The sequence below is a fragment of the Streptomyces sp. DI166 genome, assembly GCF_900091315.1.
Lineage (GTDB): Bacteria > Actinomycetota > Actinomycetes > Streptomycetales > Streptomycetaceae > Streptomyces > Streptomyces fuscus.
On sequence record NZ_FLSP01000040.1, the window covers coordinates 1 to 14,850 of the forward strand.

10 protein-coding genes, 1 tRNA gene and 1 pseudogene are annotated in these 14,850 nt (G+C 70.2%); 8 read left to right on the forward strand and 4 right to left on the reverse strand.

The genetic code is table 11. The features are described from left to right. Both GA0115233_RS41815 and GA0115233_RS20290 read right to left on the reverse strand, forming a co-directional pair. Positions 1–1,325, reverse strand: a pseudogene (locus GA0115233_RS41815) (hypothetical protein); the annotation flags it as partial. 8 nt (positions 1,326–1,333) lie between these two features. Continuing rightward, positions 1,334–2,371, reverse strand: a complete 1,038-nt coding sequence (locus GA0115233_RS20290) for an SMI1/KNR4 family protein (RefSeq protein WP_093721735.1) — start codon at positions 2,369–2,371, stop codon at positions 1,334–1,336. A 290-nt stretch (positions 2,372–2,661) separates the two neighbouring features. On the opposite strand from GA0115233_RS20290, the gene GA0115233_RS20295 reads away from it, so the two are divergent. Both GA0115233_RS20295 and GA0115233_RS20300 read left to right on the forward strand, forming a co-directional pair. Further along, on the forward strand, positions 2,662–3,213 hold the full coding sequence (locus GA0115233_RS20295; RefSeq protein WP_093721681.1) for a YwqJ-related putative deaminase: 552 nt from the start codon (positions 2,662–2,664) through the stop codon (positions 3,211–3,213). Positions 3,214–3,273: 60 nt separating this feature from the next. Then, entirely contained in the window at positions 3,274–3,768 is a 495-nt protein-coding gene (locus GA0115233_RS20300; protein WP_093721682.1) for an SUKH-3 domain-containing protein, read from the forward strand. A 12-nt stretch (positions 3,769–3,780) separates the two neighbouring features. On the opposite strand, the gene GA0115233_RS20305 is transcribed toward GA0115233_RS20300, so the two are convergent. Beyond that, positions 3,781–5,094 carry a sensor histidine kinase gene (locus GA0115233_RS20305; protein ID WP_093721683.1) on the reverse strand — a complete coding sequence of 438 codons (1,314 nt, stop codon included), beginning with the start codon at positions 5,092–5,094 and terminating at the stop codon, positions 3,781–3,783. 167 nt (positions 5,095–5,261) lie between these two features. Here GA0115233_RS20305 and GA0115233_RS20310 point away from each other — a divergent pair, with 167 nt between their 5' ends. From GA0115233_RS20310 to pth, 6 genes are all read left to right on the forward strand, one after another. Continuing rightward, complete coding sequence (locus GA0115233_RS20310) at positions 5,262–6,122, forward strand: hypothetical protein (RefSeq protein WP_093721684.1); 861 nt, start codon at positions 5,262–5,264, stop codon at positions 6,120–6,122. Between the two features lie 15 nt (positions 6,123–6,137). Further along, a tRNA-Gln gene (locus GA0115233_RS20315) sits at positions 6,138–6,213 on the forward strand. A 112-nt stretch (positions 6,214–6,325) separates the two neighbouring features. Then, a complete protein-coding gene (gene glmU / locus GA0115233_RS20320; RefSeq protein WP_093721685.1) occupies positions 6,326–7,774 on the forward strand; it encodes a bifunctional UDP-N-acetylglucosamine diphosphorylase/glucosamine-1-phosphate N-acetyltransferase GlmU in 1,449 nt (482 codons plus the stop codon). Between the two features lie 143 nt (positions 7,775–7,917). Further along, positions 7,918–8,898 carry a ribose-phosphate diphosphokinase gene (locus tag GA0115233_RS20325; RefSeq protein WP_093721686.1) on the forward strand — a complete coding sequence of 327 codons (981 nt, stop codon included), beginning with the start codon at positions 7,918–7,920 and terminating at the stop codon, positions 8,896–8,898. A gap of 187 nt (positions 8,899–9,085) precedes the next feature. Continuing rightward, positions 9,086–9,682, forward strand: a complete 597-nt coding sequence (locus GA0115233_RS20330; RefSeq protein ID WP_093721687.1) for a 50S ribosomal protein L25/general stress protein Ctc — start codon at positions 9,086–9,088, stop codon at positions 9,680–9,682. Between the two features lie 84 nt (positions 9,683–9,766). After that, the gene (gene pth / locus GA0115233_RS20335) at positions 9,767–10,363 is read left to right on the forward strand and encodes an aminoacyl-tRNA hydrolase (protein ID WP_093721688.1); all 597 of its coding nucleotides are present in this window, start codon (positions 9,767–9,769) and stop codon (positions 10,361–10,363) included. Here pth and GA0115233_RS20340 read toward each other — a convergent pair. Next, positions 10,320–14,843, reverse strand: coding sequence for a caspase family protein (locus GA0115233_RS20340; protein ID WP_093721689.1), 4,524 nt, complete (start codon positions 14,841–14,843; stop codon positions 10,320–10,322). The genes pth and GA0115233_RS20340 overlap by 44 nt on opposite strands. Positions 14,844–14,850: the final 7 nt, after the last annotated feature.

Below are 14,850 nucleotides of genomic sequence, written 5' to 3' on the forward strand. Positions count from 1 at the left end.
CCCGGGGCGCCCGGAGGAGGCGGCGGAGTCGCACCGCCCCGCGCACGGTTCGGCGGAGGCGCCGCCTTGCTCGTCGCGGCATCCGCGATGTCCCCGGCGTTCGACGCGAGAGGCCGACCCGGCGCGGGGGTGCTCGACGGAGGCGGAGGCGTGGCACCGGGCGCGGGGGCGCCCGGAGGGGGCGTACCCGGCCCACCCGCACCACCCGGTCCGTGCGGGTGCCCGTAGGAGGGCGTACCCGGCGCGGGCGTACCACCGGGCACACCAGGCGCGCCGGGCGCACTCGGAACTCCGGGCGCGGGCGTGCCGCCCAGCGCGCCCGGCGCGTGTGCGTCGTCGAGCGCCGGTGCGACCGTCGTCCGCGGCAGCTGGCTGCCGCCCGAGATCAACGCCGTCTTCGCGTCCGGCGCGGCAGGCGGCGGCGTGCTGTCGTCGACCTCGCTCAACGGCGGCGCGAACACCGTCGCGGGCAGCGGGACGGAACGGTCCTCCTCCGCGTCCGCGTTCGTGTCCGTACCGGCCCACGGAGTCGCACCCGGCGCACTCGGAACACTGGGCGCCCCCGAAGAAGCCCCCGCGCCCTCACCGTCACCACTCGCACCAGGGGCATCCGGCCAGGCCGCGCTCCCCTCGGACACACCAGGCGCCCCCGGCGCGGAAGACGGCGCACTCGCCGCAGCCGCACTACCCGTCCCGGAATCAGTACCCGACCCCGGCACCCCGGCCTGCGTCCGCGCCAACTCCTCCGCACCGGCAACAGAACCGGCAGCAGAGGCACCCACCCCGGCACCCGAAGCAGCCCCGGCACCGACAGGCCCAGCCTGCGTCCGCGCCAACTCCTCAGAAGCAGAACCGGAAGAAGAAGATCCGGCCCCCGGCGCCGACCCGACCCCAGCCCCAGCCCCAGCCCCAGAACCCCCGGACGTCTCCGACCCCCGCCGCCCAGGAATCCCCATCTGATCCGCCGCCTCCTGCAACCACTCCGGCGGAGTCAACAAGAACGACGTCTGATTCAGATCCACCCGCGCAGGCGCCGCAGGCACAGCCTCCGGCTCGGCATCCGCAAGCCGCCCGTACTCCTCCTCGTACCGCCGGATCACCTCACCCACCGGCAGCGCGGGCCACAACGTGGCCTCCCCGCTGTCCCGGGCGATCACCAGCCGCTGCGCCCCACCGTCCGAACGCGGCCCGTCCGCACGGTCCTCCGCCCAGACGACAAAACCCAGATCGAACTCCCGCACCCGCACCTCACGATGCTGATACGCCGGCACATCACCGTTGATCCATTCCTCGGCGCGCTCCTGCGCCTGAGCGAACGTCACCATCGCGAAACTCACTCCCCCGACACGGAATCGGACACCGCACCGGACACCGGCACGGAACGGGCGAAACCACCGTCGACCATCAGATTCGCCACCGTCTCCAACTCCGGCGGAGAACCCGCCAGACGGGACAGGAAGGCATCGAAATCCTCACCGCACGGCAACAACAACCGCTCCACACGCTCAGCCGGCGGCAACGAAGGATCGACATCCCGCGCATCGTCGTACGCGCAGAACCACACCGACCCGATCCGCTCGCCCTTCACCTTCACAGCCAGCAGACCGCCCTGGACAAACCCGACACCCAGATAGTCCTTGGTCAGATGGTCACGCAGACATTTGTTGACGTACACCAGGTCATTGACCGCCGCCTCGTCCCGCACCGTGAAGAACGGCTGGTCGATCAGCAGCCCCAGCTCCGCATCCAGCGCACACCCCACCGGCGCACAGCCACCCGCAGCCTTCAGGAACGAGCGGTACGCACCCGGCAACCGGTAACCGAGATCCTCCTCGACACCCAGCACCTGCGACTCACTCACCGCCACCCCGGACTTCGGCAGCCCGAAATGCGCCGGACGCGTCTCCTGCAACGGCCGCGTACCCCGCTTGTCCTGGTCCACCGCCGCCGTCGCCACCCCGCCGTGATGCCGCAGCAACGCCTTGACCTCGACCGGAACCAGCTCCAGACGACGCGTACCGGCCACGTGATGCCACGTCCAGCCGTGCGGCGTGGCAACCGACGGCACCGTGTCCCACAACTCGTGCCCCGTCGCCGCCAGCGCCGCATTCGCCGACACGTAATCCGTCAGCCGCAACTCATCGACACCGAAACCCTCCGGAGGCTCCGCGATCTCCGCGGCCGCCCGCGCATACGGCGAGAAGTCCGGATAGCCGTGCTCGTCCACCCGTACCCCTCTCGGGTGACGGGCAGCCCTCACCGGATCCGGGAAATGCACGACCTGCCCGGCATAGGCGGCGTTCGGCGGCGCGGCGTGTCCCCCGGCCTGACGGCCGGGAGGCGTCCCCAGCCCGAGCCGACCTGTCGTCATGGCGGTTGCCCCCTGCGGCATTCTGGTACGGCGCGCGATGACCTCCTTCGGCCACTACGCCCCGTATCGACTTCTCTCCACGCGTCAACCGCATGGATCGCGGTGCCGACAGCCTATGCGGTACCGCGACACCGGTCACCGGGCACCGGTCACGGCCCCTCCGCTTCCGTGACCAGCCGTCACCCCACCGTGACAGCCCGCCCAAACCCGGGCGTGTCGCACCGCCCCAGCTTCCGCACCAGCCACGGCATTTGGCACTCTGTGTCGTCCGGGGGGATGCTCGGGAGGGGATGACGATCATGAACGCGACGCAGACAGGACCACACGGCGGGCCGAAAACCGGCACCACCGCGGGCCCCGCGTCCGGCGACCCCCGCATCGGCTGGAGCGCCACCGAAGCCCCCGACACGCCTACGCTGCGCCACCGCCGCGACGGCATACTCCCCACCATCGCCGCCGCCCTCTCCGTGCGCGGCGCCACCCTCACCGGCACCGCCGCCCGCGGCGACCAGCCACCCGCACTCCACCCACTCGTCCAGGACTTCCTCGACACCCTCACCAGCGCCCAACGCGACCGCTTCACCGGCCGCTGCGCCGAGACCATCCTCATCTCCCGGCACATCTCCAACATCGACGCCACCCGCAGCAAACGTGCCGCCCGCAAACCCATGACCAACGGCGAAGCACGCAAAGCCCTCAAACAAGCCAAACTCACCGCCCGCCACATCCGCGAGGACGGCGACCCACTGCACGGCGGCTTCGCCCCACCCTGCCGCGCCTGCGCCGCCCTCAGCGCCCACTTCGGCGTACGCGTCATCGACCCCGCGAGCGACGACGGCTGACCCGCCCCAGCCCCCTATCCACACACCCGCACACCCGCACACCCGCACAAACGAGGGCAGATGCACCCGGACCGCACGTCCACCACCCGATTCCCCGTACCCGTCGACGCCGCACTGCGCGCCGCCGGCTGGCAACCCGGCCGCTGGGACATCAAACAAGCCGAAATCTGGGCCGACACCCTGCGCGAACACACCTCCCCCGCCGGACACCGCCACACCGTCTTCCCCGCAGCCGTAGAAGCCTGGGCCGAATTCGGCGGACTCCACATCAACCCCACCGGACCCGGCCGCCAGGTCGCCCCCGTACCCCTGCACCTCGACCCACTCCACGGCCTGCACATGGCCCGCACCCTCAACGACCTCGGCCGCGCCCTCGACACCGAGGTCTGCCCACTCGGCGCCGAAACCGACAGCCAAGCCCTCCTCGCCATCGACACCGAAGGCCGCGTCTACACCCTCGACCACACCGGCGACTGGTACCTCGGCCCGGACATCGACACCGCCCTGACCACCCTCGTCGCAGGCACCGAACCCGTACGGCTCACCGCCCCCTGACAGCCGAAAACCTCACGCCGCCGGAATCACCGCCGACACCCGGAACCCCCCGGCATCCGTCGGCCCCGACACAAACACCCCACCCAGAGCGGAAACCCGCTCCTTCATACCCACCAGACCATTGCCGCCCGACGGCAACCGCGCGGAAGACGCCGCCTCCGGCGGAGGCTCGTTCTCCACCTGCATCGCGATCTCCGACACCCGATGCGCCAGACGCACATACGTCTTCGCCCCCGCCGCATGCTTGTGCACGTTCGTCAACGCCTCCTGCACCACGCGATACGCCGTCTGCTCCACCTCCGGCGGATAACTGCGCGCATCCCCCTCCACCGAGAGAGCCACCACCATCCCCGCCGCCGCGGACTGCCCGATCAACTCATCCAGCTCCGCCAGCGACGGCCCCTCGGACTCCTCCGCGGCCCGCGAAACCTCCCGCGACGCCGCAGCCGCAGCAGCAGCCCCCACCGCCACCAACGGCACCCCCGCACGCCGCTCGGCCGCCGCATCACCACCCGACCGCAGCACACCCAACATCTCGCGCAACTCCGTCAACGCCTGACGGCCCATGTCACCCACCAAAGCGGCATTCCTGACCGCCTTCTCCGGATCCTTACGCGCAACCGCCTGCAACGCCGCCGCATGCACCACCATCAGGCTCACCCGGTGCGCCACCACATCGTGCATCTCACGCGCGATCCGCGTGCGCTCCTCACCACGCGCCCACTCCGCACGCTCCTCCGCACGCTCCGCCAGCAACTGCAGCTCCCGCTCCAGACTGTCCGCACGCTCACGCAACGACTCCATCAGCCGACGCCGCGCCCCCACATACAGACCCAGCAGCAAAGGCGGCGCCGTCATACCCAGCGACGTCGTGATCGCACCAAACGGCACGAACCAGCCACCGAACTCCAGATCACCCTGATCCACACCCTGACGCAGCCAGACGAACGTCACGATCAGCATCCCGACCGTCGCCATCGCCGCCAGCGCCCCGATGATCCGCCGCGGCAGCTCGGAAGCGGCCAGCGTGTACAGACCCACCAGGATCATCAAGAAGCCCATCTGGGCAGGCATCACGGCAATCGACACCAGCACCACAGCGATGGGCCACCGCCGGCGCACCACCAGCACCGAACCGGCCAGCACACCGAACAGCACACCCACAAAAGCGGGGATCCCCGCGTCCGCGGCGAAGCTGAACCCTTTCGCCCCGCACTCCAACGCGGACACGGCGGCCAGCCCGATGTCCAACGCGGCACTGCGCCACCTCGCCCACCACCACGGCCCGGTGCGGGCCCCGGTGTCGTCTTCCCCCGTCGCGGTCATGCCTCCAGCCTACGGGCGCGGGGCGCGGCTTTTCCGGCGAGTTTCCGGTACTGGCCTACACCACCCCGAGTGACCGCCCGGACGCGGAACGCCCCGAAATCCCTCGAACTGGTGAATCGCTTACTGTTCGACCCCGGAAGATCCAATTCCGCCCCGACGGTATGCCTATGGCACATGCAGAAGGCAAGTACGCCGACTTCGAAGGCTTACGGGAACGGGCGGTGGCGCTGCGGCGCGCGGGCCACAGCCTCCGGCAGATCCGGGACGAACTGAAGATCTACAACAACGACATCCTGAACCGCCTGGTAAAGGGCGAGCCTCCCCCGGAGTGGACCAAACACCCTCGCGCCAAGGACGACCTGCGCGACAGGGCACGGGAACTGCGCAAGCAGGGGTGGACGTACGACCGGATCCAGGCGGAGCTGGGGTGCTCGAAGAGTTCGATCTCCCTGTGGGTGCGGGATCTGCCGAAGCCGGAGCGGCGCGACCCGACGGAGCAGGCGACGCTGGCGGCCCGAAAGCGCTGGGAGCACGAGCTCGCGGTGCGGGACGCGGAGCGTCAGCGAACCAAGGCTGCCGCAGCTGTGCAGATCGGTGAGCTGTCCGACCGCGACCTGTTCCTGACCGGAGTCGCCCTCTACTGGGCCGAGGGCGCGAAGGACAAGCCCTACGCCCGACGGGAGGACGTCCTCTTCGTCAACAGCGATCAAGGCGTGATCCAGCTCTACCTGGCCTGGCTCGCCCTGCTCGGGGTGGAGCCCGAGCGCCTGAGGTACCGCGTGATGATCCATCTGACCGCGGACGTGGCAGGGGCCGAGCAGTACTGGGCCGACGTAGTGGGCGTCGATGTCTCGGCCCTCCAGAAGACGACGATCAAGAGGCACAACCCCAGGACGGTGCGCAAGAACGTCGGCGAGAACTACCGGGGCTGCTTGGTGATCCGGGTGGCACAAGGGGCCGAGCTCTACCGTCGGATCGAAGGCTGGTGGACAGGAATGGTGGCTCAGGCGTCGGCGCGTCTCAGGTAAGGTCTGACGCAGCCATCCGCCATGGGGTAACTGGTAGCCCGCGGGCCTTTGAAGCCCTGTAGTGCTGGTTCGAATCCAGCTGGCGGAGCCACGAGTTAGGGCCCTGACACCTCAGTCAGGGCCCGCTCTCATTTCCCCCGCGAAACGCCCCGGTATCCTGCGGATGTCACCCCACCCCATCCCAAAAGCCGAAGGGCAACTCCGTGAGCGCCATTCGCCCGGCAGCCGTCGTCGTTCTCGCAGCGGGTGAGGGCACCCGTATGAAGTCCGCCACACCCAAGGTGCTGCACGAGATCTGCGGTCGCAGTCTCGTGGGGCATGTGCTCGCCGCCGCGCGCGAGTTGCAGCCCGAGAACCTGGTCGTGGTCGTCGGCCACGCCCGCGAGAAGGTCACCGCGCATCTCGCCGAGGTCGATCCGCACGTCCGTACCGCCGTGCAAGCGGAGCAGAACGGCACCGGGCACGCCGTCCGGATGGGTCTGGAGGAGCTGGGCGGGCGCGTCGAGGGCACCGTCATCGTCGTGTGCGGGGACACCCCGCTGCTGACCGGCGCCACGCTCCAGGCGCTCGCCGCCACGCACTCCGCCGACGGCAACGCCGTGACGGTGCTGACGGCCGAGGTGCCGGACGCGACCGGGTACGGCCGGATCGTGCGGGACGCGGCGACCGGTGCCGTCACCGCGATCGTGGAGCACAAGGACGCGACCGACGAGCAGCGGGCGATCCGGGAGATCAATTCCGGGGTGTTCGCGTTCGACGGAGCGCTGCTGACGGACGCGCTGAAGCAGGTGCGTACGGACAACAGTCAGGGTGAGGAATACCTGACCGATGTGCTGGGGATTCTGCGGGAGGCGGGGCACCGGGTGGGGGCCTCGGTTGCGGGTGATCACCGGGAGATCGCCGGTATCAACAACCGGGTGCAGCTTGCGGAGGCGCGTCGGATTCTCAATGACCGGTTGCTGACCGAGGCGATGCTGGCCGGGGTGACGGTGGTGGATCCGGCGTCGACCTGGGTGGATGTCACGGTGACGTTCGAGCAGGACGCGGTGGTGCACCCGGGTACGCAGCTGTTGGGTGCCACGCATCTCGGTGAGGGTGCCGAGGTGGGTCCGAACTGCCGGCTGGCCGATACGCGTGTGGGTGCGGGTGCGCGGGTGGACAACACGGTGGCGGATCGGGCCGAGGTGGGGGCTCAGGCGTCGGTGGGGCCGTTCGCGTATCTGCGGCCGGGGACGCGGCTGGGTGCGAAGGGCAAGATCGGGACGTACGTCGAGACGAAGAACGCGTCGATCGGTGAGGGCACGAAGGTGCCGCATCTGTCGTATGTCGGGGACGCGACGATCGGTGAGTACACGAACATCGGTGCGGCGAGTGTGTTTGTGAACTACGACGGGCAGGACAAGCATCACACGACCGTCGGGTCGCACTGCCGGACGGGTTCGGACAACATGTTTGTGGCTCCTGTCACGATCGGGGACGGTGCGTACACCGCTGCCGGGTCCGTGATCACGAAGGATGTGCCGCCCGGTTCGCTGGCCGTGGCCCGTGGTCAGCAGCGGAATATCGAGGGCTGGGTGGCCCGTAAGCGTCCGGGGAGTGCCGCGGCGAAGGCTGCCGAGGTGGCGTCCCGGGAGTCGGACGGCGAAGGCTGACCGGAAACAGGTGCGTCGGGGACGGCGTACCGTGATAAGTGCACATCCGCACCTAACCAGCTGAGACGGCCTCTCGCACCAGCCGGGACGGGCTGGTGCGTTCTCTCGACTTCCAGCTGAGACACCTCTGAGGAGACAGTGCTGTGACCGGGATCAAGACGACCGGCGAGAAGAAGATGATGTTCTTCTCCGGCCGCGCCCACCCCGAGCTTGCCGAGGAGGTCGCCCAGCAGTTGGGTGTCGGGGTTGTCCCGACAAAGGCCTTCGACTTCGCCAATGGCGAGATCTATGTGCGGTACCAGGAGTCGGCGCGTGGTGCGGACTGCTTCCTGATCCAGAGCCACACGGCTCCGATCAATAAGTGGATCATGGAGCAGTTGATCATGATCGACGCGCTGAAGCGTGCGTCGGCCCGTTCCATCACCGTGATCGTGCCGTTCTACGGCTATGCGCGGCAGGACAAGAAGCACCGTGGCCGTGAGCCGATCTCGGCGCGGCTGATCGCGGATCTGATGAAGACGGCGGGCGCGGACCGGATTCTGGCGGTCGACCTGCACACGGACCAGATCCAGGGCTTCTTCGACGGTCCGGTGGACCATCTGTTCGCGCTGCCGCTGCTGGCGGACTATGTGGGCCGCAAGGTGGACCGGGAGAAGCTGACCGTGGTGTCGCCGGACGCGGGCCGTGTGCGGGTCGCGGACCGCTGGTGCGACCGGCTGGGTGCGCCGCTGGCGATCGTGCACAAGCGGCGTGACAAGGACGTGGCGAACCAGGTGACCGTCCACGAGGTCGTGGGTGAGGTCAAGGGCCGCGTGTGTGTGCTGGTGGACGACATGATCGACACCGGTGGCACGATCTGTGCCGCGGCGGACGCGCTGTTCGCACACGGTGCGGAGGATGTCATCGTGACGGCGACGCACGGTGTGCTGTCGGGTCCGGCGGCGGACCGGTTGAAGAACTCGCGGGTGAGCGAGTTCGTGTTCACGAACACGCTGCCGACGCCGGGTGAGCTGGCGGACGATCTGGACAAGATCACGGTGCTGTCGATCGCGCCGACGATCGCGCGTGCGGTGCGTGAGGTGTTCCAGGACGGTTCGGTGACCAGCCTGTTCGACGAGCAGTAGGAGCCGTCGGGCTCCGCTGAAAGATCGTTTTGGGTGTGGCCTCCCCTGCCGAGTAGACTGCTGCAGTTGCTCGGCGAGGGAGGCCGTACTCATGTGTACGGCGGTCCGTTATCGACGCGCTCTTCGTAGCAGGCCGTTCGTGGCCGGGTGACCCTGTCCGTTTCTCACCCTACGAGGAGTGATCGCTATGTCCGAGGTGAAGCTCGCCGCCGAGACCCGTACCGAGTTCGGCAAGGGTGCGGCCCGTCGCATCCGCCGTGCCAGCAAGGTTCCCGGTGTTCTCTACGGCCACGGTTCCGACCCGCTGCACCTGACCCTTCCGGGTCACGACCTGCTGCTGGCGCTGCGTACGCCGAACGTCCTGATCTCCCTGGACATCGACGGCAAGACCAACGAGCTGGCGATCCCGAAGGCCGTGCAGCGCGACCCGCTGAAGGGCTTCCTGGAGCACGTCGACCTGCTGCTGGTCAAGCGCGGCGAGAAGGTCACGGTCGAGATCCCGGTGCACACCGAGGGCGAGCTGGCCGCGGGCGGCAACCTGCTGGAGCACGTGCTGAACGCGCTTCCGGTCGAGGCCGAGGCCACCCACATCCCCGAGGCCGTCACCGTCTCCGTCGAGGGCCTGGAGGCCGGTGCCTCGGTGCTCGCCAAGGACATCACGCTGCCCAGCGGTGTGACCCTGGCCGTCGACGAGGACGCGGTCGTCCTGCAGGTCCTGGCCGCGCAGGCCGAGGAGGCCCCGGAGGGCGAGGCCGCCGAGGGTGAAGAGGCCGCCGAGGCCTGATCGGCGCCGAAGCCGTAGTTACTTGTTCGCCGGCCGCTGCTTCCTTCCGGGAAGCGGCGGCCGGCGCGTATCGAGGAGACGCACGTGACGACCGACGCCAATGCCCCGTGGCTGATCGTGGGCCTCGGCAATCCCGGGCCGGAGTACGCCATGAACCGGCACAACGTCGGGTTCATGGTGGTGGATCTGCTGGCCGAGCGGATCGGGGGGAGGTTCAAGCGGGCCGGGAAGGCGCAGGCGCAGGTCGTGGAGGGGCGGATCGGGCCGCCTGGGCCGCTGAACCGGCGGGTGATCCTGGTGAAGCCGATGTCGTTCATGAACCTGTCGGGCGGGCCGGTGAACGCGCTGAAGGACTTCTACAAGGTGCCGGTGGCGAACATCGTGGCGATCCATGACGAGTTGGACATCGACTACGGCACGCTGCGGTTGAAGCTGGGTGGCGGCGACAACGGGCACAACGGTCTGAAGTCGATGACGAAGGCGATGGGTTCGGACTATCACCGGGTGCGGTTCGGGATCGGGCGTCCGCCGGGGCGGATGCAGGTCGCGGATTTCGTGCTGAGGGATTTCGCCTCCGCCGAGCGCAAGGAGCTGGACTACTTCGTGGACCGGGCGGCGGACGCGGTGGAGTGTCTGGTCATCGAGGGCTTGGAGCGGGCTCAGCAGACCTACAACTCGTAGGCGCGAAGGCCGCCATGAGGCGGTCGTGGTCGGCGGTGTCGGGGTTGGCCGCGGCCCAGGTGACGGCGTAGGCGTGCAGGGTGTCGCGGTGCCTGGCGGCGGGGGTGTAGCCGGCGAGGCGGGAGATGACGCGCCAGGCGGGTTCGCTCGCGCCGTGTTCGGCGAGCCAGGCGAGGGCTTGGCCGACGATGCCGTCGTCGGGTTCGGCGGACTGTTGCATGCGCAGCAGCAGGGGGGCGAGGACGTAGGCGGCGTCCTCGGTGTTGGCGTGTTTTTTCAGCCAGGTGCGGGCGTGGGCGAGCGCGGGCTGTTCGGCGTCGTCGGGCAGGTGCTCGAACTGGAGCAGGTGGCAGAGCACGAAGCCGGCCTCGGGGAGGCGGTGGTGCCGGTCGAGCCATTGCACCGCCCGGGTCACGATGCGGGGGTCGGGGTTGTCGGCGGCGCGCTGGCGGCGTACGGCGGCCTGGAGGAGGCGGGCGTCGCCGGGGTTGGTCATGCCGGGGGTGAGGACGCGGCGGACCTGGCGCAGGAGGCGCTGTTCGGTCTGTGCGGGCAGGGGTGGCAGCCGGTGCAGGTAGTGCAGGGCGTTGTCCTGGCCGATTTCTTCGCGGGGCCGGTCGCGGTAGAGGCGCAGTGCGATGTCGACGGCGCGTTGGGCCTGGGTGGTGGTCAGGCGGGAGCCGAAGCGGAACAGGACGCGGACGAGGACTTGCCGTCGGTAGCCGGCGGGGTCGTCGGAGCTCAGGGGGCTTTCGGGGGTGTCGGTGTCGTCGAGGGGGTGTTCGTCTGCCGGGTCCGCGGGGCGGGGGCTGTGGGCGTCGGGGTCCTCCAGCCAGTCGAGGACGTGGTCGATGATGGTGGTCATGACCTGTGTGGCGTCGAGGGTGTCGGTGGCGACGTCCCAGTAGAAGAGCAGTTTGCGCAGGACGGCGAAGGCCTGGGGGGTGCGGCCGTGGTCGCGCAGCCAGTCCAGGGCGAGGGTGGCGCCGGTGCGTCTGGTCGCGGCGGGGATCTCGTCGGGCTGGGCGAGGAGGAGGTAGGGGCCGAGGACGAGGGCGGCGTCGACTGCGGTGCCGTGGGCGGTGAGCCAGGCGGTGGCGCGGGCGAGGGCGAGGTTCTTGGTGGGGGTGGGCAGGTTCCCGGCGGCGCGCAGGAGGCCGCCGATGGTGTGCCGGTCGCTCTCCTCGGGGGTTTCGGGGAGCCGTTGGAGGGCGACGGCGGTGACGCGTTCGGTCTGGTGCTCGGTGAGGGCGTGGGTGCGGAAGAAGACTGCTTTGAGGAGCCGGTCGTCGTCGGCGGTGGCGCCGAAGGAGTCCAGCCAGTCGACGGCGGGTTCGAGGGTGCGGCGGACGATGTCGGCCTCGTCGTGGTTTTGGGTGGACAGGCCCTGCCATTCGAGGAGGTTGCGTATGACGAAGTCGGCGCCGGGGGCCTTGGGGTGGAGGTCGGTCCAGGTGAGAGCCCGGTCGACGGCGTCGGTGAGGTGGCCGGGGTCGGCGGTGGGGCCGTGGCGGCGCAGGACTTGGAGCAGGGGCTGGAGGACGAAGGACGCCTGGGGGGTGGTGCCGTTGCGGGCGAGCCAGGTCAGGGCGTGTTCGACGGCGCGGCGTTCCATGGTGGCGGTCTGGCCGCGGCGGCTGAGGATGTCGTGCAGGACGAAGCAGGCTTTTTCCTTGCGGCCGTGGGCGTCGAGCCAGTCGAGGGCGTAGCGGGCGATCTGTTCGGCGAGGCCGGGTCGTACGTCGGGGTCGCGGCGGCGCAGGGCGGCGGAGATCAGGAAGGTGGCGCGTTCCCGGGCGCGGTAGTGGGTGAGCCAGTCGCGGGCCGCGGTGTGCAGGAGGTTGCTGTCGGCCTCGTCGGTGCGGGCGGTGCGCATGAGGGCGGTGATGAGGCGTTCGGTGTCGGGGCGGCCACGTAGTTGGTGGGCGAGGGCGATGGTGGTGCGGGTGGCCTGGTCGAGGACTTCGGGGCCGGGGCCGGGGGCGGGGTCGCCGTCGCGGGGTGCGGTGAGCAGGGCGAGGAGGGCGTAGCGGGCCTCGGGGGCGGCGCCGTGGGCGTGGAGCCAGGTGAGGGTGAGGGCGTCGAGGCGGGTGTGTTCGGGGTCGTCGGGGTCGTGGGCGCGGCGCAGGGCGCTGATGAGCTGGAGGGCGTCGAGGTCGTCGGCGGTGTGGGCGTCGAGCCAGGTGTGGGCGTGGTGGAGCAGGACGGGTGGGACGGGCCGGGGGCTGTTGCGGACGGCGTCGGTGAGCAGGACGCGGACGAGGCCGGGTTGGGTGGTGGCGGCGATCCAGGGTCCGGTGAGGCTGTCCCAGGTGTCGATGACGGCTTGTTGCCAGGGGCCTGCGCTGCTCATCGAGACGAGGGCGCGCATGCCCTGGTCGGGGGTGGACAGCAGCAGGGCGAGGACGTCGGGGGCCTGGCGGGTGAGCCATTTGGAGAGGGTGGCGGCGAGTTTCTTGCGGACGGACTCGCTCTGGTCGTGGGCCCAGCGGCTGAGGTGGCCGACGGCTCGTCGGAAGGCGGTGAGGTCGGCGAGGAGGGCGTCGAGGAAGGCGCGCAGGACGGTTGTGTCGACGGTGACGGCCTGGGGCAGGCAGCTCTGTTCGAGGAGCTGGTCGGTGACGATGTCGTGGATGGTGTCGACGGTGTCGGGTCCGTCGACGGTGGTGACGAGCCAGCCGAGGGCTTCCAGGTTGTCGACGACGGATTCGCCGGTGTGGTGGGTGTCGGCGGCGTGTTCAAGGAAGCGGTCGACGACTTCTTCGACGGCGGTGCGGCGTTGGACGCAGGCGAGGGTGGCGAGGGCGCTGGCCCGGACGAGGACGGGGTCGGGTTCGCCGCGGGGGGCGCCGTCGGCGGTGGCGATGTCGCGGCGGGTGCGGCGGTTGAGCCAGTCGACGAGTTCCGCGGGCGGGGGTACGGCGGTCCGGTCGCCGTCGCGCTGGTCGAGGGCGCCTTCGAAGGCGATGGCGAACAGCAGGGCGAGGATGGGCCGGGTGCCGCAGATCCGGGCCATGTCGTCGGCGCCCCACGCGTCGAGGGCGTTGGGCGCGACCCGTTCGAAGATCCGGGCCGCGACGGTACGCAGATGGCCTTCCGCCTGTTCGAGTTCGACCTCCTCGAACAGGGTGCGTGAGCCGCGTGCGCGTACCTCGGCCAGGGCGCCGGGGCGGACCGAGGCGAGGCAGGCGATGCGGGCGCCCTCGGCCCGTTCGGCGTGCAGCAGGTCGGCGAGGTCGCGCAGGTCGAGGCTGGACTGGTCGCGGATGTGCTGGTCGAGGTAGTCCAGGACGAGCAGTACGCGCTGGTCCTGTCGGTCTTTCAGCTCTTCCTGGATCTCTTCGAACAGCACGCGTGCGGAGAGTGCGCCCGCCTCGTGGATGTGCAGGACGAGCCAGCCGCTGCGTTCGGCGAGGGAGGCGATCTCCAGGCAGGTGCGGGTCTTGCCTGCGCCGGCGAGACCGGTGAGGAGCAGTCCGCAGCCGGGGCCGCCGAACCTGCCGCGGGCGGGGTCGTCGAGGCGGGCGAGGAGGTTGTCCGGGCGGGCGGGGTGGCCGGGGTCCTCGGGGGCTACGTAGGGGAGGGTGTCGTTGGTGAGGTAGGTGCCCCGGTTGCCCAGGCGGCGCAGGACCTCGTCGGTGGTCAGCAGCCAGGTGGGGCGGGTGCGGGGGCGGTAGCCGGCGTAGTGCAGTGGCTCGGCGTCCCAGGTGCGGGCGTCGATGGCGGGGATCTGCGGGGCGTCGGTGTCGGCGGCCATCCGGTCGCGGACCGGTTCGATCAGCGGCCGCGGGTCGGGGGGCCAGGGGCCCGGGGCGGTGGCGAGTTCGGTGAGCAGGGCGCGGGTGAAGACGCCGCCGCGTTCGTCGCCGTAGGAGATGTCGCCGTCCTGGGTGGCGTGCATCAGGAGCAGGCGGCTGGTGGTGGGGACGGCCGGGCCTGCGCCGAGGCGGCTCTCGCCGAAGACGTCCAGGGTTTCGACGTGGTTGCGGCAGGCGTCGATGCTGACGATCTTGTGCCGGATGCGCTGGTAGCGCGGGTTGTACAGGAGGGCGTTCTGGATGTTGGCGGTGTCGAGGGCGGCGTCCTCGAAGGGTCTGGCGTCGGCGTGGATGAGCAGGTGGCGGGGGGTGCCGGAGGTGATGGCGGCGTGGCCGCTCCAGGCGAACCAGAGCAGATCGGCGTCCCACTCGGGCAGTTCGTCCCGGATGACGCGGTGGACGGTGGCGTGGTCGGCGCCGAGGAGGGGGATGCCGAGTTCGCGGGCGGCGGCCTCGGTCTGTTCGCGGCGGTGGGCGAGCGGGGAGACGCAGAGCCGGATGTTCTCGGCGGGGACGCCGCTCGCGCGCAGCCAGCGGGCGTGGCCGAGGGCGTCCTGGGCGGAGCCGTCGAGGTCGTGGAAGGGGTCGCCGCCGTAGCTCTCCACGCCGACGAGGACGGCCCGGGTGCGTTCCGGGGTGATGCCGGACAGCTCCGTGCTCATGCGGCCG